The organism is Sphingomonas sp. M1-B02 (assembly GCF_026167525.1).
In the GTDB taxonomy this organism is placed as follows: domain Bacteria; phylum Pseudomonadota; class Alphaproteobacteria; order Sphingomonadales; family Sphingomonadaceae; genus Sphingomonas.
Window position 1 is genome coordinate 301319 of the sequence record NZ_CP110679.1, and the last position, 17715, is coordinate 319033.

At 65.2% G+C, this 17715-nt stretch carries 17 protein-coding genes and 1 riboswitch; of the genes, 10 read left to right on the plus strand and 7 right to left on the minus strand.

What is annotated here, in order from left to right; translation table 11 throughout:
* Positions 1–18: 18 nt before the first annotated feature.
* Positions 19–783, minus strand: a complete 765-nt coding sequence (surE, locus tag OKW87_RS01565) for a 5'/3'-nucleotidase SurE (RefSeq protein ID WP_265541715.1) — start codon at positions 781–783, stop codon at positions 19–21.
* A gap of 186 nt (positions 784–969) precedes the next feature.
* Complete coding sequence (gene serS / locus OKW87_RS01570) at positions 970–2241, minus strand: serine--tRNA ligase (protein ID WP_265541717.1); 1272 nt, start codon at positions 2239–2241, stop codon at positions 970–972.
* 91 nt (positions 2242–2332) lie between these two features.
* Between serS and OKW87_RS01575 the strand changes: the two genes are divergently transcribed.
* The 4 genes from OKW87_RS01575 to OKW87_RS01590 all read left to right on the plus strand — a co-directional run bounded on the left by OKW87_RS01575 (position 2333) and on the right by OKW87_RS01590 (position 5041).
* Complete coding sequence (locus tag OKW87_RS01575; protein WP_265541719.1) at positions 2333–2764, plus strand: host attachment family protein; 432 nt, start codon at positions 2333–2335, stop codon at positions 2762–2764.
* Positions 2765–2981: 217 nt separating this feature from the next.
* Positions 2982–3632, plus strand: a complete 651-nt coding sequence (locus tag OKW87_RS01580; protein ID WP_265541721.1) for a hypothetical protein — start codon at positions 2982–2984, stop codon at positions 3630–3632.
* Positions 3633–4122: 490 nt separating this feature from the next.
* Positions 4123–4590, plus strand: coding sequence for an RNA polymerase-binding protein DksA (gene dksA, locus OKW87_RS01585; protein ID WP_265541723.1), 468 nt, complete (start codon positions 4123–4125; stop codon positions 4588–4590).
* A gap of 76 nt (positions 4591–4666) precedes the next feature.
* Positions 4667–5041: a PilZ domain-containing protein gene (locus OKW87_RS01590; RefSeq protein ID WP_265541726.1), complete on the plus strand. Its 375-nt coding sequence runs from the start codon at positions 4667–4669 to the stop codon at positions 5039–5041.
* Between the two features lie 96 nt (positions 5042–5137).
* Here the strand turns inward: OKW87_RS01590 and OKW87_RS01595 are convergent, their stop codons facing one another.
* The gene (locus tag OKW87_RS01595; protein WP_265541727.1) at positions 5138–5290 is read right to left on the minus strand and encodes a YdcH family protein; all 153 of its coding nucleotides are present in this window, start codon (positions 5288–5290) and stop codon (positions 5138–5140) included.
* Between the two features lie 167 nt (positions 5291–5457).
* Here OKW87_RS01595 and OKW87_RS01600 point away from each other — a divergent pair, with 167 nt between their 5' ends.
* Together OKW87_RS01600 and OKW87_RS01605 are read left to right on the plus strand one after the other, a co-directional pair.
* Entirely contained in the window at positions 5458–5655 is a 198-nt protein-coding gene (locus OKW87_RS01600) for a YdcH family protein (RefSeq protein WP_265541728.1), read from the plus strand.
* Positions 5656–5728: 73 nt separating this feature from the next.
* The gene (locus OKW87_RS01605) at positions 5729–6187 is read left to right on the plus strand and encodes a DUF1465 family protein (protein WP_265541729.1); all 459 of its coding nucleotides are present in this window, start codon (positions 5729–5731) and stop codon (positions 6185–6187) included.
* Between the two features lie 7 nt (positions 6188–6194).
* Here OKW87_RS01605 and OKW87_RS01610 read toward each other — a convergent pair whose 3' ends face one another.
* Both OKW87_RS01610 and OKW87_RS01615 read right to left on the minus strand, forming a co-directional pair.
* Positions 6195–7136, minus strand: a complete 942-nt coding sequence (locus OKW87_RS01610; protein WP_265541731.1) for an NAD(P)H-dependent flavin oxidoreductase — start codon at positions 7134–7136, stop codon at positions 6195–6197.
* A gap of 113 nt (positions 7137–7249) precedes the next feature.
* Positions 7250–7774 carry a gamma carbonic anhydrase family protein gene (locus tag OKW87_RS01615; protein ID WP_265541733.1) on the minus strand — a complete coding sequence of 175 codons (525 nt, stop codon included), beginning with the start codon at positions 7772–7774 and terminating at the stop codon, positions 7250–7252.
* A gap of 426 nt (positions 7775–8200) precedes the next feature.
* Between OKW87_RS01615 and OKW87_RS01620 the strand changes: the two genes are divergently transcribed.
* From OKW87_RS01620 to OKW87_RS01635, 4 genes are all read left to right on the plus strand, one after another.
* Positions 8201–11833 carry a TonB-dependent receptor gene (locus OKW87_RS01620; protein WP_265541735.1) on the plus strand — a complete coding sequence of 1211 codons (3633 nt, stop codon included), beginning with the start codon at positions 8201–8203 and terminating at the stop codon, positions 11831–11833.
* 135 nt (positions 11834–11968) lie between these two features.
* On the plus strand, positions 11969–12352 hold the full coding sequence (locus tag OKW87_RS01625) for a DUF6491 family protein (RefSeq protein WP_265541737.1): 384 nt from the start codon (positions 11969–11971) through the stop codon (positions 12350–12352).
* Positions 12352–13143, plus strand: coding sequence for a hypothetical protein (locus OKW87_RS01630; protein ID WP_265541739.1), 792 nt, complete (start codon positions 12352–12354; stop codon positions 13141–13143). Before OKW87_RS01625 ends, OKW87_RS01630 begins: the two co-directional genes overlap by 1 nt.
* The gene (locus OKW87_RS01635) at positions 13140–14102 is read left to right on the plus strand and encodes an aldo/keto reductase (protein WP_265541741.1); all 963 of its coding nucleotides are present in this window, start codon (positions 13140–13142) and stop codon (positions 14100–14102) included. The genes OKW87_RS01630 and OKW87_RS01635 overlap by 4 nt, the downstream gene beginning before the upstream one ends.
* Here the strand turns inward: OKW87_RS01635 and OKW87_RS01640 are convergent.
* Both OKW87_RS01640 and OKW87_RS01645 read right to left on the minus strand, forming a co-directional pair.
* Complete coding sequence (locus tag OKW87_RS01640) at positions 14099–16021, minus strand: TonB-dependent receptor plug domain-containing protein (RefSeq protein WP_265541743.1); 1923 nt, start codon at positions 16019–16021, stop codon at positions 14099–14101. The two genes, OKW87_RS01635 and OKW87_RS01640, sit on opposite strands and share 4 nt — an antisense overlap.
* 181 nt (positions 16022–16202) lie before the next feature.
* Positions 16203–16436: riboswitch (cobalamin riboswitch) on the minus strand.
* A gap of 78 nt (positions 16437–16514) precedes the next feature.
* The gene (locus OKW87_RS01645; RefSeq protein ID WP_443025093.1) at positions 16515–17696 is read right to left on the minus strand and encodes a Gfo/Idh/MocA family protein; all 1182 of its coding nucleotides are present in this window, start codon (positions 17694–17696) and stop codon (positions 16515–16517) included.
* Positions 17697–17715: the final 19 nt, after the last annotated feature.

The window sequence follows — 17715 nt, forward strand, 5'->3', positions numbered from 1 at the left end:
CCCCGGCTCGCCATCTTCTCAGCGATAGATTTTCCGCAGCATATCGAGAGATTCGCGATGCGTCAGGTCCAGATGCAGCGGCGTTACCGTGACATAGCCCTGTTCGATCGCTTCGAGATCGGTGTCGCGCACTGCATCGTGCGGCAGCCGGGCCATTGCCAGCCAGTAATAAGGGAAGCCGCGCGGATCGACGCGCTTGTCGAGTCCGACCCGGCCATAGTCGCGCAGACCCTGCGAGACGGCCTTGATGCCCCGGACGGCGTCGGCGGCCACGGGCGGGAAATTGACGTTGAGCAAGGTGCGCGGCAGCCATTCCATGTCCATGAGCGGGCGCAACGTGCGCTCGCCCCAGGCCTCGGCGGTGTCGAACGGAACCTGGTCGCCTTGGCCGGACTGGGCGTAGCGCTGACTGAGCGCGATCGAGCGGATGCCCGCGAGCGCCCCTTCCATTGCTGCCGAGACGGTGCCGGAATAGCTGACATCCTCGGCCAGGTTGCCGCCGCGATTGACGCCCGACAGGACGAGATCGGGGGGCGAATGCTTCATCACCTCGGCCAGCGCGAACATCACGCAATCGGTGGGCGTGCCGCGCACCGCATAGCGTTTGTCGTCGTGGCGGCGGACGCGGAACGGCTCGGTGAGCGTCAGCGCGCGGCCCTTGCCCGATTGCTCTTCGGCGGGGGCGACGACGGTGATGTCGTCGGAGAATTTACGCGCGATGCGTTCCAGGACGGCGAGGCCGCGGGCGTGGTAGCCGTCGTCGTTGGTGAGGAGGATGCGCATTCTATCCTCCCCGGTACGGAGCGGCGGGTGCCCCCGGCAATCCAAGATCGCGCTGGGAGCGCGATCGACCCGACGCTGGGGACCGCCGCGAAGCGGTGGTGGAGGGGGCCGGCCGCGAGCAAAGTGGCTCGTGGAAAGCCCCCTCCGTCAGCGCTTCGCGCTGCCACCTCCCCATGCCGGGGAGGATCATCTCGGCTCCAGCCGGCTAAGCCCGCCAAGATAGGGTTGCAGCACTTGCGGGACGGCGACCGAGCCATCCTCCTGCTGGTAATTCTCGATCACCGCGACGAGCGTGCGGCCGACCGCAAGTCCCGAGCCGTTGAGGGTGTGGACGAAGCGCGTCGCTTTCTCGCCTTCGGGCCGGAAGCGGGTGTTCATCCGCCGCGCCTGGAAATCGGTGCAGGTCGAGACGCTTGAAATCTCGCGATAGCGCGCCTGGCCGGGCAGCCACACTTCGAGATCGTAGGTGCGGGCGGCGGAGAAGCCCATGTCGCCGGTGCACAATTTCATGCGGCGGAAGGCCAGGCCGAGCCTGGTCAGGATATCCTCGGCGCAGGCGGTCATTCGCTCGTGCTCGGCTTCGGAGTGTTCGGGGGTGGTGATCGAGACCATCTCGACCTTTTCGAACTGGTGCTGGCGGATATAGCCGCGCGTATCGCGCCCGGCCGAGCCCGCTTCGGAGCGGAAGCAGGGGGTCAATGCCGTAAATCGGAGCGGCAAGGCTTCCTCGGGCAGGATCTGCTCGCGCACCGCGTTGGTGAGGCTCACTTCGGAGGTGGGGATCAACCAGCGGCCATCGGTGGTGCGGAAACTGTCTTCGGCAAATTTGGGAAGCTGGCCGGTGCCGAACATCACTTCGTCGCGCACCATCAGCGGGACGACGGCTTCCTCGAAGCCATGCTCGCGGGTCAACGTATCGAGCATGAACTGGCCCAGCGCGCGGTGCAGCCGGGCGGCGTGGCCGCGCAGGAAGGTGAAGCGCGAGCCTGCGAGCAGCGCGCCGGTCTCGAAATCCAGGCCCAGTGCGGGCCCGAGCACGTCGTGCTCGCGCGGCGTGAATGCGAACGCGGGCACTGTGCCGCGTTCGTGGACCAGCTCGTTGTCGTCTTCGTCGGCGCCTTGCGGAACGTCGGCGAGCGGCAGGTTCGGAAGCGCAGCAAGCGCGTCGTTGAGCATGACGCCGACGGCCTTCTCTTCGACTTCAAGAGCGGGCAACCGCTCCTTGAGCGCTGCGACTTCGGCCATCAAGACCGTGGGATCGTCGCGCCGGGCCTTCGCCGCACCGATCGCCTTCGACGCCTCGTTGCGGCGCGCCTGGCCGGCCTGCAATTCGGTCAGCAGCGAGCGGCGGCGTTCGTCGAGGGCGAGCAGTTCGGAGGACTGCGGTTCGACCCCGCGGCGGGCAAGGCCCTGGTCGAACGCCTGGGGGTCTTCGCGGATGAAGCGGATGTCATGCATCGCGTCAGCCTATGGCGGCGGCCGGGGGGGCGCGCAACCCTGGGGCGCGGCGCTGCGTTAGGAGGAGGCAACTGCAACAAGGAGATCAAATATGCAGGTTCCGCACGATGCCGTCGTGATGGTCGTCGATGGGCGCAAGATGCTTTTCCTCCGCAACGCCGGCGATGCCGAATTCCCGAACCTGCAGGTGGAGGACAAGGAGGTTCAGGATAACCCCAAGGACTCGGACCAGAAGACCGATACGGCGGGCCAGGCATCCTCCACCACGATGGGCACGATGGGCGAGACCGACTTTCATCAGCAGGAGGAGGACCGCTTCGCCGCGGAAGCTGCCGAAATGCTGAAGAAACGCGCGCTGAACAATGATTTCGAATCGCTGATCATCGTCGCGGCGCCGCGCACGTTGGGCGAACTGCGCAAGCATTATCATGTGTCGGTAAGCCAGCGGCTGGCGGGCGAGATCAGCAAGGACCTGACCGGGCACACCGTGCCGCAGATCGAGGAAGCGCTGCAGAAGGCCTGATCTTCCGGCCGTCACTTCCCACGCGGAAGTGACGGCATCGGATCAGGCTGCGACGATATCCTGCTTTTTCTTGGCAAAGCGACGGCGCGCTACCAGGGCGGCGGCAGCGCCACCGAACAGCAGGATCATCGGCGGAGCAGGGACGGGGGCAGGGCCACCCGACGAACCACTCGAGCCATGATGGCCGCTGGACCCGTGACTCGATCCGCCGCAATCCTTGCCATATTTGCAGCCCCAGCCGCTCGAATTGCTCCAGCCGCTACTGGTCGAGCTCGAGGTCGAGGATGATCCCGAAGTGGAGCTCGACGTCGACGAAGAAGTCGAGATGCCGCTGGAGGTTGACGAAGAGGTCGATACGCCGCTCGACGTCGAGGTCGACGAACCGCCCGTGGAGGTCGACGTCGATGAGCCACCCGTGGAGGTCGATGTCGAGGAGCCCCCCGTCGAGGTCGACGAGCCGCCGGTCGACGTGCTGGTCGATCCGCCGCTGCTGTTCGAGCTCGAAATCTCGATATTGATGCCGCTAGATCCCGAGCTGCTGCCCGAGCTCGAACCGGAACTGCCAAAGAAGCCGCCTGCGAAGAAGCCCCCGCCGAAGCCGCCGCCAAAGCCACCCGAGCCGCCGATCACCGCGAGCGAGCCGCCCGATCCGCTGGAGCCCATGTCCTGGACCGGCGGCAACGGGACCGGAGCCCCCTGCGCGGTGACAACCACAACCTGCGGCTGCGCCTGGGTCGTGGTCGTGACGGTGCGACGTGCCACGCGCGGCTGTGCGCGGCGCACCGTGGTCCGGCGGACCACGCGCTTCTTCGCGACCGTATATTGTTTCACGACGCGGGGCTTCTGCGCCACGCGTTCCGTTACATAGACTCCACTGCCGCCCACGACGGCGCCGCCGCAAACACAAGCGCAGAGTTTTGCCAAGGCCATGCGAACCGACATGATGTCCACTCTTCCCTTTGCTGGCGCTCGCTCCCCACGGGGATCGTCAGCAGCTTCCGCGCCCTCAATGACGCGAAAGTGCAGAACAAATTGTTAAGCGCAAGCGATCGCGCTCTCGTTTACCTTGATCTTGCCAACTTTTTCTCGTCCGCCGCACTGAGCTTATGGTTAATGTGCTGCAACGACACAGTTGGCGTTAACGACTATGACCGACTTCCTAATCAACGTGGTTAATTCGAACAGATGTGGCCGGACGTTCAGAATCGGCTAATCCCCCCTAGTCGAAGGGGAATTAACGCCGATCATGATCCAAATCATGCGCTTGTTAATGGGCCCGCGCGAAAGTATAGGGCCAGCGGGCAAAAGGGCGGTCTTCTAGCGGCTTGGCCACTGTCGACCGGGAGTGGAGAGTGGGGATGGCTACAGTTTTGGAACGTTTCGACGAACCTGGTAAACACCTGCCGCCGGCTGCGAACGATGGCGACAACGGCTATCGCCCGCATGGCGACGAGGCTTTCATGAACCCGCGTCAGCTGGAATATTTTCGCCAGAAGCTGGTCGCCTGGAAAGACGCAATCTATCGCGAGGCGGCGGGCACGCTCAATCAGCTCCAGGCCGATTCGCTGCGCGAGGCAGATCTCACCGACCGCGCTTCGAGCGAGACCGATTGGTCGATCGAGCTGCGCACGCGCGATCGCCAGCGCAAGCTGATCGCCAAGATCGACGCCGCGATGCGCCGGATCGAGGAGGGCGAATATGGCTATTGCGAAGTGACCGGCGAACCGATCTCGCTCGCGCGGCTGGAAGCGCGACCGATCGCGACGATGACGGTCGAGGCGCAAGAACGCCACGAGCGCAACGAAAAGGTTTCGCGCGAGGAATAATCGCGCGGCATTTACGCTTTCGATAGGGATTGCTGTTCTAAGTCGCGCGACGTCAATTTGCGTTCGGATAGCATCGATGGAACAGTTCTCCCCCGACCCCTTGAGCGCGTTGTCGGCCGACGATTTCACCGGCCAGCGTAGCGGATCCCGCGACAGCCTGATGCTGACGGCGCAGTTTCGCGTCGACGACGGGGAGATCGAGCAGGTGCGCGTGCGCAACCTCTCGTCGGGCGGTTTGATGGCGGATTACACCGCGCCGATCACGCCGAAGACACCGGTGCAGATCGAGGTGCGTGGGATCGGCTGGCTGCGCGGCCGAGTTGCCTGGACCGCGGAGGGTCGCATCGGCGTCGCGTTCGACAATGACATCGATCCGATGCTCGCCCGCAAGCCGGTCGGCAAGGGCGGCCATACGCCGCATTATGCGAAGGCGATCGTTCCCCGGCGCTGACGGGTGCCGAGGCGGCGGGCGGTTCGCAAGTCCGCCTCTTGCCGCCGGGGTGCGGCACGCGTGCGACACCCCGCGACGAAAGCGGAAAGGGGGCCGTTAGCGGCTCATCTCTTCCTTGACGCGCAGTTTCCGCTTCTTCAACTCCGCGAGCAGGATCTGGTCCGGCAGCGGTCGCTGCGCCTCGCTGGCGATGCGTTGGTCCAGAGTGGAATGCTTGGCGTTGAGAGCCGTGAAATGCGCATTCTGCATGGGAAGCGTTCCTCCTGATGTGGTCGCTGGACGATCGAATAGATCAGCTTTCCGGACGCTTGTCGCCCCCCTCCTAGCCCACAAGCGACAGCCCGTCGAAAAGTCGCGGTGATCCGTTGCGGAGCAGGAAAGCTTCGTGCAGGGAGGGGAGGTATCGGGGGGTGGGAATGGACGAACGCGAGATCCTGAAACGGCTCGAAGCGTTGCGCTCCGAGCATCGCGACCTGGACGCCAGCATCGACGCCTTGCTCTTCGCAGCGTCGGTGGATCAGCTCCAGATCGCACGGCTGAAAAAGCGCAAGCTCAAGCTGCGCGACGAGATTGCCGAGCTTGGCGATCAGCTGATTCCGGACATAATCGCCTGAGACTCCCGCGGCGGGATCGACCGGGTGAAATTAAGCATTTTGTTACCGTGAATCCTGTGGCAGCCATAGTCGGATGAGGCACACGGGGGCATCGCGGATCCATCGAAAGCTGATCGACTCGCTCTATGTCGAGGCGATGCTGCTGGCGGACGAAGCGCGAGCCTATTTCGATGTGGCCGGACGCGAGGAGCGGCATACGCTGGACGCGCTACGCCGAGTCGCCTTTTCGTGCGAGTCGCTCAAAGTCACGACGCGGCTGATGCATATCATCGCCTGGCTGCTCACGCAGCGCGCGGTGGATGCCGGTGAACTCACCCCGGGCGATGCGCTGTCGCCCTCGCGGCGACTGGGCGAGGCACCCGACACCGACGACGCCACTCTCGCGGCGATGCCTGCGCAGGCGGCGACAATCATCCTGACGAGCATCGAACTGCATCGGCGGGTCGCGCGGCTCGACGATTCGTTGGGTGCGCCGGTCGATCATGCCAGCCCCGCACGTCATATGTTCGATCGGCTGGCCGCCGCTTTCTAGGGTCCGGTCAGGCGAGCGCGGCCTTGGCCCCGGCATATTCGGACTTTAGCCGGTCGATTACCACCGATACCGCCTCGACCGCCTCGACCGCACCGATGCCCTGGCCCGAACCCCAGATATCCTTCCACGCCTTGGCGCCGCCAAAGTCCATCGTGCTGATGTCGCCCTCGGGAAGATTGTCGGGATCGAGGCCCGAGGCGAGGATCGAGGCGCGCAGATAATTGCCGTGCACGCCGGTGAACAGGTTCGAATAGACGATGTCCGCGGCGCGGCCCTCGACGATGCCCTGCTTGTAGGCGGCGACGGCATTGGCCTCCTCGGTGGCGATGAAGGCCGAGCCGATATAGGCCAGGTCCGCACCCAGCACCTGCGCCGCCAGCACCGAACGGCCGGTCGCGATCGCGCCGGAGAGAATCAGTGGTCCATCGAACCAGGCGCGCACTTCCTGGACGAATGGGAACGGGTTGAGCCGCCCGGCATGGCCGCCCGCGCCGGTCGCGACCAGGATCAGGCCGTCTGCGCCCTTTTCGACGGCCTTGTGTGCGAAACGGTCGTCGATCACGTCGTGGAGGGTGATGCCGCCCCAGCTATGGACGGCGTCGTTCAGTTCGGGCCGGGCGCCGAGCGAGGTGATGACGATCGGCACCTTCCATTTGGCGCAGGTGTGGAGATCGGCTTCGAGCCGGTCGTTCGAGCGGTGGACGATCTGGTTGACAGCGAAAGGCGCGGCCGGCGTATCCGGATGGTCGCGATCCCAGGCGCTCAACTCTTCGGTGATACGATGGAGCCACTCGTCGAGCAGCGACTGCGGACGCGCATTGAGCGCCGGGAAGGAGCCGACGATCCCTGCCTTGCACTGCGCGATCACCAGATCGGGCACCGAGATGATGAAGAGCGGCGCGCCGATCACGGGCAGCCGCAGGCGATCGAAGAGCAAGGGAAGGGCCATGCTGGTTTCATAGCGCAACCGGAATGGCTGTCTATCCCGCCCCCGGCGACGCTACGGCATCGGCTTCGCGGGTGAAGGGCGCTGCGCGGGGGTGCGCGCGACTCGGACGCCGGTCAATCGATCCGCTTCAATCCGAAGGCATATTCGCGCTGTTTTTGGGCATAATGCGACGCGCTGGCCCTGAGCATCGCCTTTTGCATGTCGTCGAGCGGACGGACCGCGCGGGCCGGACTGCCGACGATGAGGTGGCCGGGCGGGAAGATCTTACCCTCTGTCACCAGCGCGCCGGCTCCGACCAGGCAATCCTCGCCGATCTCCGCGCGGTTGAGGATCGTGGCCCCCATGCCGATCAACACGCGATCGCCGATCGTGCAGCCGTGGAGGATCGCATGATGGCCGACGGTGACGTCTTCACCCACGGTGCAGGGCGCGCCGGGATCCGAATGGAGCATGGCGCCTTCCTGGATGTTGCTGCGCGCGCCGATCAGGATCGACGTGTTGTCGGCGCGGATCACGGCGCCGAACCAGACGCTGGCCAGTTCGGCGAGGTGGACATCGCCGATCACGTCGGCGCTGGGCGCGATCCAGACCTCCGTGCCGATCTGCGGTTGTCGACCGCCGAACCCGTAGAGCGGCATTCAGGCGACTTGCCCGCCGGACCGCAAGGAAGGCCAGGCTGGGCTCAATAAGCCATTGAAATCTATAGAAGGGCTGGTCATGGTCGGGATGCCTCGCTTCCGATGGCCATCTGGTTAGCGGTCCCCGCGCCGGGCGACAATCCAGGGCAAGCTATTCGCAGCGATATGAGGGGCCGCCACACCGTGATCCGGTGGCCCGACCGTTGCATCAGGGCAACGGCGGCCCGAGCGTCTTGCGCAAACCCCGTCAGACACTTGCAACCAGCAAACAAGCTGTTATTCTAAACCTTGGCGTCGCGTTTCATATAATGGGAAATGAAGGCGGTCGTTGTAGCGTGGTTGTCAAATCGGCGTGTTGTGGGGGAAATCAAAAGCCCAATCCCGCGACAAAAGCGCCCTAGAAAATGCTTCGGGAGAGGGGACGTAATGACTGACCGATCGAAAATGCGCCGCTATATGGGTGCGACCAGCTCTTGGGCCGCGCTCGGCCTGGTGCTCGCTTTCGGCGGGCAGGCTTTGGCGCAGACCGCACCTGATCCCACCGGAACCGTGGTCGATGAAAGCGCGCTCCAGGATGAAGATGCCATCGTCGTCGTCGGTTCGCGCGCGAGCCAGCAATCGGCCAACAACCGCAAGAAGAACGCCCGGACCGCGACCGACTCGATCGTTGCGGACGATATCGGCTCCTTCCCCGATCGCAACGTCAACGAAGCGATTTCGCGCATCCCGGGCGTTGCGCTGAGCCGCAACGAGTTCGGTGAGGGCGACGGCGTTGCCGTGCGCGGCAACGGCCCCGATCTGACCCGCGTCGAGCTGGACGGCATCGGCGTGCAGAGCACCAATGCGCTTGCGATCGCGGGTGCGAGCGGTCGCGGATCGGATCTCCGCGAGCTCCCCGCGGAACTCGTCAAGAGCGTCGACGTGGTCAAGGGCTCCACCGCCGACATGACCGAAGGGTCGCTGGGCGGCACGGTCCAGATCAAGACGCGCACAGGCCTCGATTTCAAGAAGCCCTATGCTTCGCTGCGCGTCGGCGCCGGCCAGAATTCGCTGGGCAAGGATTGGACGCCCGACGTCAACGGGGTGCTTGCGAGCCGCTTCTTCAATGATCGACTGGGTGTCATCGCCAGCGGCAGCTATTCGAAGCTGCAGAACAATGCCCACGGCTATGAGAATACCACGAGCAACAATCGCGGCTATTCGCGCCTGTATGATTTCGACAATTCGCCCGAGAAGACCTTCGCGTTCAATCCTGCCACGGTCGGCACCGACGCTGCCGATGTTGCCATCGCCAACGCCACGGCGCCCGACGGCTCCACTCTGACTCCGCGCGAACTGGTGACGCTTGCGGCCGGTGCTGCGAGCAAGGCGCAGTGCCTGACCATCTTCCCGAACGCCAGTGCCACCGCTGCTACCGGCGTTCGCGCGCAGCGCATCCTGGAACAGCAGACCTGCCTCAATCAGTGGAACGATTATACGCCGTCGCTGATCCGGCATTTCTCGAATACCCAGACCGATGAACGCTATTCGTTCGACGCACGGATGGATTATCGCATCACCGACAATCTGACCTTCTTCGCCAAGGGCACGATCGCCAATCGCAAGGTCCACGACCAGAACCGTAGCCGCACGCCGGTCTCGCTGTTCAACGCGAATCTGAACGGCACTTTCGTCGACACCGCGACCGGGTACCCGCGGATCCGCTCGGTTTCGCCAACCGCACCGGCCGGCTACGCCCTCTTCGATCCGCAGTACGGATTCAACAATGTCGCCAATAACGCCACGCTCGGCAACGTGCTCAACGTGGTGCCCGGCAGCGTCGTGGTCGACAGTGCGCATAACGTTACCCAACTCACGACGACCAACAATTCGGTGACGATCGATCAGATCGAGAACCGCATCGATACTAGCACCAAATATGCCCAGGCCGGCCTGGAGTATCGCAGCGATCGGCTCGAGATCGATCTGTGGGGCGGCTACACCAAGGCGGTCACCAGCCGCGGCGATATGCGCACGCAGCGTTCCTACAATTATGGCGATGCGACGCTGACCTTGCAGCCGAATGGCCTGTGGGACATCGATCTCCCGGCCAATTATGACGAAACCAACCCGAGCAATTTCGTCCAGGTCGCTCCGGCCACGACCGCACTGGCCGCCGTGGTGGCCGGGCCGAATGGTCCAGCCGTGCCTGCTTACTCGATCGCGCAGCAGCCGCTGACGACGCCGAACTTCCAGGTCCAATACACCCCGGCTCTGGGTGAAGCATCGGAGAAGATCGCGAAGTTCGACTTTGCCTACAAGACCGACGAGATTCTGCCCTTCATCACCCGGGTCAAGGTTGGCGCGATGTATCGCAACAACAGCATCAGCCGCTGGAACAATGGCGGCTACACCGCCAAGCCGGCGGTCGGTACCTTTGGTACGCCGGGCTATGTTCCTGCGGTCATCGTGCCGACGGCGATCGTCCGCGGCACGCTGCGGGCATGCCAGCCGACCGCGACCTCGTCGGCAGCAGGCGGCCTGTCGTGCAACTATGGATTCGTCCCCAGCACAAATCCCGCCAATGTTCGCTCTGGCGTCGACACGCTGACTCCGGACCAACTGCGCGAGCTTTTTACGCGCACGCTTGAGCCGGCCGACTCGGACTATTTCGGTGATCTGCCAAACCGGGGCGATCTGCCGCCGTCATGGCAGGGCATTCGGACCGACGAGCTGTTCGCAGCGCTCGGCGCGTCGCAGTTCATGAATTTCGACTGCCTGAAGGAGTGCACGGCGAGCGACGGCAACGTTTATGCGCAGCCCGTCACGCGCGCGAACGAGACGATCAAGAACGTCTATGCCATGGCCGATTTTGAACAGCGTCTGCCGCTCGGCCTGCTGTTCAACGGCAATGTCGGCGTCCGCGGAGTCTTCACCACGGTCGAAGGCTCGGGCCTGCAGACGCTTTCGCAAGTCGCCGTGACGGCTTCGTACAACCCGGCGAACCCCAATGCGACTGCGGGGATCGTCACCACCAGCTATTCGCTGCCGGTCACCTTCGACAGCTCGACGACCGACTGGCTCCCGAGCTTCAACTTCAACCTGTGGGGCTTCAACGAGTCGTTGGTGCTTCGCCTGTATGGCGGCAAGACCATCGCGCGTCCGAACGTCAACAATCTGGTTCCTGCCGGCACCTGCGTCACCTTCGACGAGCGTCAGGCGCTCGATCCGGGCGCCGACGAATTCAACTGCTCGGGCCGCATCGGCAATCCGGGGCTGAAGCCGTTCACTGCTTGGAACTATAACGCCAGTCTCGAATGGTATCCGAACGCGGACACCATGTTCTCGGCGGCCTATGGCAAGCTGGATGTCTCGGTCGGCAACCCGATCCAGGTGACCGAGCTGCGCCAGCCGTTCGCGGGTAGCGCCGAAGTAGATCCGGTCACCGGCGCAGCGCTGGCGGACTTCACCTTCCTCGTCCCGACCTTTGCGAACGGGCCCGGTTACAAGCGCTCGATCTGGGAATTCTCGGCAAAGACGGCGTTCACGTTCCTGCCCTGGTTCCTCAAATATACCGGTGCGGACGCCAACTTCTCGATCCTCGCCTCCGCCGCGACCAGCGGCCAGCAGGACCCCCTGACCGGCGACGTGATGCTGCCGCCCAACGAGTCCAAATATTATACCAACGCCTCGCTTTGGTATGACGACGGCAAGCTGAATCTGCGTGTCGCATATCAGAAGCGCAGCTCGCGTTTCTCGTGCATCACGCCGTGCGGCGGCAATACGACCGACATCAACTATCCGGGCGAGCAGTGGACTAACGTCCGTCTGGTCGCACCGGGCTACAACCCTGGCGTGCCGCGCTTCGAGGACGGCAGCACTTTCATCGACGTCAAGGCCTCGTACAACATCACCCGTAACTTCCAGATCTATGCCGAAGGCCGCAACATGCGGCGCGAGGCGCAGACCGTGTCGACGGGCGAATATGTGCCTTTTGGCGACGGTACGCCCCGCATTCTCCGTCTGAACTATGGCGGCCGGCGGATCATGGGGGGCGTTCGCGTCCAGTTCGGCAACTGAGGCTAAGCGGGCCGCTCTGAAGGGCGGCCCGCCACCTCCGAGATTGGGAAAGCCGGGGAGCGGTGGTAGGAGCATTTGCTCGAAGCCATGCTCACCTGGCTTTTTCCGTTTCAACCGGGGGTTGGAGAGAGATTGATGCGTCGGATCTGGCTGCTGACTTCAGCCCTGCTCGCGCTCGGCGCCTGCGCAGCGCCGCCGATTGCGGGCACCGCGCCGCAAGCGCAGCGCGCCTGCTTCTGGTCCTCGCAAGTCACCGGCTTCGCCGATGCCGGGCCCGACCGCGCTTTGGTGCATATCGGTACCCGCGAGACATGGGAGCTGACGCTGTCCCCCGGTTGCCCCGACGTCGATTGGGCGATGAAACTGGGCGTTCGCGCGCGGGGCGGGGAGCGCATCTGTCCCGGGCGGCCCGCCGAATTGCTGGTTCCGAACGCCAGCGAGAGCGGCTTTCGCCGCTGCCTGGTCCGCAATGTCCGCCGGCTGTCTGCTGACGAGGCCGCCGCTGCACGGGGCATCTGATGCCCCGGGGTCCCGAGCTCGTGACGGCGCTCGTACCTGTCTCGCTGGCAGGCGGACCCGCCGCCGCGCTTCGCCTGCTCGCTGCGCCGGCCCTGGGGGCGGTGGAGATTGCCCGTCCCCCGCTCGATGATCTGCCCTACCGCGACTTCGTGCGGACGCTGCTGGGGCGGCAGGGGTTCAAGCTCGACTTCAATCGGATGACCCCGGACGAGGCGCTCGCCTTGGTCTCCGACCAGCTCCTCGGTCCGGGCGCGTTCCGGCAGGAACGCGGCCTGCTTGCATCCGACATCGCCGAGCTCGCGGATTTCGCGGCGGGGCTGGTGGGCGGGGTCAGGCCGTCGATTTCGGTGCGCACGCTGTTTGCCCCCGGCGACCTCGTCTGGCATCTCGATCGCCTGAGCGAGCCAAGCGCCTTCCGTCTGCTCTGGCCGCTCGGACGGCCCGGCGGCATGCGCTTCACCCCGGCGGACAATGTGGATGCGGGGATGCACCGCGCCTACATGCGCCGAGAACATCCGTTGCTGTGCCAGCTGGATGCGCGCGTGCTACGCGCCGGCGCGGACGTCGAGACCCTCTGGGCGCACCGGCCGGTCCAGCTGGAGGCGATGACGACCGGCCGCTATCCCTTCCTGCGCGATCCGGATTTGGAGGTTGCGGTCCACCCCGATGCCGCCAGCATCCACCGGGTCGAGACCGGATCGCAGCCGGGCACCTATCATCGCTCTTCCTGGGCCAATCGCCGTGCGCCGGGGTTCCAGATCGTGATCACTGCCGCGTCGGGGCCGGCATGATCGCGCGCCGCGCTTTTGGCCGTACCGGCATCGAGGTGTCTTCCTGCACCTTCGGCACCGCCGCGCTGGCGGGGAGCGATCTCATGGAAGCGAAAGCGGCGCTCTCGCTGGCGTTCGAGCGCGGCGTGAATGCAGTAGAGGTTGATGCCGGCGACAGCGCGTCGATCGATCTTCTGGGCGGCATGCTCCAGCGCGAGGGCGCGCGCGATCGGATGCATGTCCTCGCGCGGCTGACCTCGCTGCTGCCGTTCGATCTGCCGTCACCGCACGTCATGGTCGGCCAAGCCTATCCTGGCCGGCAACTCCGCGCCGAGACCGAGGCGCTGCTCAGGCAGTTGGGAGTCGAGCGGCTGGGGATTGCGATGCTCCACGCCTGGTGCCCCGAATGGCTGCGCGAGGGGGACTGGATCGAGACGCTCGATCGGCTGCGGCAGGAGGGCAAGATCGCCGGCTTCGGCATCTCGCTGTTCGATCATGACGTCGATGCCGGGCTGGAGGCGGTGACCAGCGGGCTGATCGACGCCGTGGAGGTGATGTACAATATCTTCGATCAGGGCGCGGCGGCGGCGCTCTTTCCACTGTGCCAGCGGCACGGCGTCGCGGTGATCGCGCGCGCGCCGCTATATTATGGCGCGCTGGCCGGGGCCAACCTCGCGCGAGGCGACTGGCGGGCGGGCTATTTCTACGACGCGCATCGCAAAGAGACCGAGGCGCGGGCAGGGCGCATCGCGGAGCCAGGAGAGGCGATATCGGATCTGGCGCTGCGATTTGCCCAGTCGCATCCTGCGGTATCGACTGTGGCGGTGGGGATGCGGACGCGTGCGCAGGTCGAGGCCAATCTGCGCGCGTTCGAACAGGGTCCGCTGGATCCGGAGCAGCAGGGCTCGATGGCAAAGCATGCCTGGCTGTGCCTAAGCCCCCACCGCGCTGGGTCCAGCGCGGTGGGGAGAACATCCTAGAAGGCGACTCGCACGCCGCCAAAGGCGCCGCGGCCCTGAGTGGCGAAGCTGAACACCTCCTCATAGCGCTCGTCGAAAAGATTCTCGACGCGGCCGAACAGCGAGACCTTGTCGCTGATCTTGTAGTCCGCGTTGAAATTGACCAGCACGAACTCCTGCAGCGAAACGACCGGCGAGCTCGCATAGGTCGGATCGGTGAAGGTGATGTCGGTCATCCGGCCGTTGTAGCGGACGGTGAGCGTGCCAGCGAAACGCTCGTCCTTGCTAAGCACAGTCGCGTTGAAGCTTCCCAAATGCTTGGGCCGGCGGACTTCCTCGGCACCATTCTCCTCGGCGTCGAGATAGGTGTAGGTCGCGTCGAGGCGAAGCTGCGGGATCGGTCGCGCGCTGACGAAGATTTCGACGCCGTGCTGCCTGGAATCGGTCGTGCGGTTGCCCGGGGTCGCGACGAAGATGGGGGCGGGATAGGTCGTGTAGATCTCGTCCTTCAGCGTCGAATCGAAATAGGTCGCGCCGATCGTCGCGCGGCCCTCGCCGAAGCTCTGCTCGATCCCGGCCTCCCAGCCTTCGGACTTCTCTGGCTTCAGGTTCGGATTGCCGATGTAGCGTCCGTCCGAATAGCCGTAGAGTTCGAAATAGCCCGGGTTCTTGACGCCGGTGCCATAGGCTGCGCGGATCCGCGTGTCGGTCGGGAGGCGATAGCTTCCCTGGACGCGCCAGGTCGTGGGATCGCCGAAGCGGTTGTTGTCGTCGTGCCGCACCGAGCCGCCGAGCGACAGCCGATCGGCCACCGTCAGCTCATATTGACCGACCAGCCCGAGATTGTCGGTATCGCGCTTGCCCTGGAACGCGAAGGGGGAGGGGGTGATGTTCCGGAAGCTTTCGCGTTCCAGATCCACCGCGCCGGTGATCCGATGGACGACGCTACCGGTGCCGAAGCGGAAACTCGAGACGAAGGAGGCCTTGTAGCGCTGACCCTTGTCGCCGCTGTCTAGGCCAGCCTGATTGTATCCTTTCCGGGTCGTGTCGGCGAACTGCGCTGAGAGGGCGTTGGTCCAGCGACCGTCGAGTGCCGTCAGTTCGGCGCTGACGAGGCCGTAGAAAGCGCGGTTGTTGAAGCGCACGCCGGGGCTGTCGACGATCGTGCCGAAGCGGGGGCTGGCCGGGTTTAGCTCGCTATTGTTCGAATCGGCGTCGAGCTGGCTGTAGCGGCCGACTGCGCTCAGCTTGAGGTTGGGCGAAGGCATCCAATTGAGCTTGGCGGTGCCGGTCACCGACTCCGACCCGAGGTTGCGGGCGCCGCCGCGGGCATTGGGGGTGCCGTCGCTATGATAGAAGGACCCCGACACGGCGTAATCGAACGTGTCGGATGCACCGGCCGCCCGCGCGTTGCCGTTATAGGTGCCGAACGAGCCGCCCTCGGCGCGCGCGCTGAGCCCCGGAGCTTCGGCCCCGGAGAGCGTGATGTAATTGATTACCCCGCCGATCGCGTCCGATCCGTAAAGCGAGGATTGCTGGCCGCGCAACACTTCGATCCGTGCTGCAGGATCGGCCAGCAAGGTGCTGAAATCGAACTCGCCGACATAAGGGTCGGCGGCTTCGATGCCGTCGATCAGCACCAGCACCTGATTGCCCTCGGCGCCGCGGATGCGGACCTGGCCCTGGCCGGCAATGCTGTTCACCGCGACGCCGGGCACGTCGCGCAATATGTCGGAAACCCGGCGCGTCTGGCGCCGGTCGAGTGCTTCGGCATCGAGCACCGTCACCGATGCGCCGATCTGGTCCGCCCGCACGGCGTCGCCGGAGCGCGAAGCAGTGACGAGGATGGCGTCGCCAGGATTGGTCTGGTCTTGGTCGGCTTGCGCTAGAGCGGGCGAGGCCGCGGCAAGCGCGAGCATCGAAATCATGGTCTTCTTCATCAGGGATATCCCCGGCGTCATGAGCAACGTCGGCGGGGCGTGCCGTTCGCGAACGAACGGTCGGTGCGCGCCAGCGGGCGGACGCCTTTCGCGCCCGGCAACGTGCACCGATGCGGACCCGCCGCATGGGTTCGTCGCTCAGACGGAGTACCGTGCCTTGGCCTATCCCTGGACCATGGCAAGAGCGACCGGTGCGCTGGCAGGTCTCCTGGCTCGCGGGTCATAGCTTGATGCACGCCTTCCCAGGCCCTCGCTTGCGCTAAGGCCCAGTGGCTGCTCCCCCCGAGGAGGGCGCATGTGCATCGCGCTCGCCGCTTACAGTTGCAGGGACAGCCGCGGAGTTGGACGCCCGGGGGCACCCGCACCGCATTCCCTTTCAAGCCCCTTGCGGGGCACCGGCGCGATCATGAGAGAAGGGGTCGCCCCCGATCCTCAGGCGCGGGCAATAGGGAAATTTTCCGCTCAGGCAAGGGGGCCGGGCGCTGCCCGCGGTCTACGACGGGTTACGGCGCGCCTCCAGGACATCGGCCAGGCTCGTCCATTTCGCCGCGCCGGCGCTGTTCGCGATCATCGCCTCGACGAATGTCATTGTTCGCAGGCCATCGGCGATGCCCGGAAACCAGTCGACCGTGTCCCAGGCCGGCGGGCGCGTTTGGCCCGCGCGCAGGGCGTGGCCGAAGCTCCGGTAGAGGTTCGCGAACGCCTCGATATAGCCTTCTGGATGGCCCGCGGGGGTGCGCAGCCGGGCCGTAGTCGATGCCTCGAGGCCGGGGCCGCCCGCGCGGATTATCTCGGCCGGCCGGTCGAGCCAGCGGATCGTCAGCGTATTGGGCTCCATCTGCGACCAGTCGAGTCCGCCTTTCTCGCCATGAATGCGCAGGCGCAGGCCATTTTCGTCGCCCGCGGCGATCTGGCTCGCCTTGAGCACGCCGCGCGCGCCATTTTCGAACTGGAGCAGCGCGGCAATGTCGTCGTCGAGCCGGCGGCCGGGTACGTGCGTGGTGAGGTCGGCGCTGAGCTGCTCCACCGTTAGCCCCGAGACATGCTCGGTGAGCTGGAAGGCGTGAGTGCCGATATCGCCCAGGCAACCGCCCAGCCCGGCACGCGCCGGATCGGTACGCCACTCGGCCTGCTTGTTACCTTCGCGGTCGAGGGGACCGCTGAGCCAGCCTTGCGAATATTCGACCTGGACCAGCCGGATCTTGCCCAGATCGCCGCGCGCGACCCGGGCCCGCGCCTCCTCGACGAGCGGAAAGCCGCTATAGGTGAAGGTCAGGCCATAGAGTTTCCCGCTGCGCTGGACGGCCGCCTCGATGGCGAGCGCCTCCGCGAGGTCGAGCGCCATCGGCTTTTCGGACATGACGTGGAAGCCGGCATCCAGCGCGGCGATCGCGGCGGGGGCGTGGAGGTGGTTCGGGGTGACGATCGCCAATACCTCCATCCGCTCCTCCGCGGGCAAGGCGGATTCGCCGGCGAGCAGGGCGTCGAGTGTCGGATAGCTGCGCCCCGGGGCCAGGCCAAGCGCATCGGCGCTGCGCCGTCCGCGCTGGGCATCGCTGCTGAAAGCGCCGCAGACCAGGGCATAATCGCCGTCAAGCGCCGCGGCCATGCGATGCACTGCGCCGATGAAGGCACCTTCGCCGCCGCCGACCATGCCGTACCGGATCTTCGGCATAATGCGCATGTCTTGCCTC

Bases quoted from the DNA above. Each gene is read 5' to 3' on its own strand.
- surE (WP_265541715.1), bottom strand. From the start codon at position 783: ATGCGCATCCTCCTCACCAACGACGACGGCTACCACGCCCGCGGCCTC.
- serS (WP_265541717.1), bottom strand. From the start codon at position 2,241: ATGCATGACATCCGCTTCATCCGCGAAGACCCCCAGGCGTTCGACCAG.
- OKW87_RS01575 (WP_265541719.1), top strand. From the start codon at position 2,333: ATGCAGGTTCCGCACGATGCCGTCGTGATGGTCGTCGATGGGCGCAAG.
- dksA (WP_265541723.1), top strand. From the start codon at position 4,123: ATGGCTACAGTTTTGGAACGTTTCGACGAACCTGGTAAACACCTGCCG.
- OKW87_RS01590 (WP_265541726.1), top strand. From the start codon at position 4,667: ATGGAACAGTTCTCCCCCGACCCCTTGAGCGCGTTGTCGGCCGACGAT.
- OKW87_RS01595 (WP_265541727.1), bottom strand. From the start codon at position 5,290: ATGCAGAATGCGCATTTCACGGCTCTCAACGCCAAGCATTCCACTCTG.
- OKW87_RS01600 (WP_265541728.1), top strand. From the start codon at position 5,458: ATGGACGAACGCGAGATCCTGAAACGGCTCGAAGCGTTGCGCTCCGAG.
- OKW87_RS01605 (WP_265541729.1), top strand. From the start codon at position 5,729: ATGAGGCACACGGGGGCATCGCGGATCCATCGAAAGCTGATCGACTCG.
- OKW87_RS01610 (WP_265541731.1), bottom strand. From the start codon at position 7,136: ATGGCCCTTCCCTTGCTCTTCGATCGCCTGCGGCTGCCCGTGATCGGC.
- OKW87_RS01615 (WP_265541733.1), bottom strand. From the start codon at position 7,774: ATGCCGCTCTACGGGTTCGGCGGTCGACAACCGCAGATCGGCACGGAG.
- OKW87_RS01620 (WP_265541735.1), top strand. From the start codon at position 8,201: ATGACTGACCGATCGAAAATGCGCCGCTATATGGGTGCGACCAGCTCT.
- OKW87_RS01625 (WP_265541737.1), top strand. From the start codon at position 11,969: ATGCGTCGGATCTGGCTGCTGACTTCAGCCCTGCTCGCGCTCGGCGCC.
- OKW87_RS01630 (WP_265541739.1), top strand. From the start codon at position 12,352: ATGCCCCGGGGTCCCGAGCTCGTGACGGCGCTCGTACCTGTCTCGCTG.
- OKW87_RS01635 (WP_265541741.1), top strand. From the start codon at position 13,140: ATGATCGCGCGCCGCGCTTTTGGCCGTACCGGCATCGAGGTGTCTTCC.
- OKW87_RS01640 (WP_265541743.1), bottom strand. From the start codon at position 16,021: ATGAAGAAGACCATGATTTCGATGCTCGCGCTTGCCGCGGCCTCGCCC.
- OKW87_RS01645 (WP_443025093.1), bottom strand. From the start codon at position 17,696: ATGCCGAAGATCCGGTACGGCATGGTCGGCGGCGGCGAAGGTGCCTTC.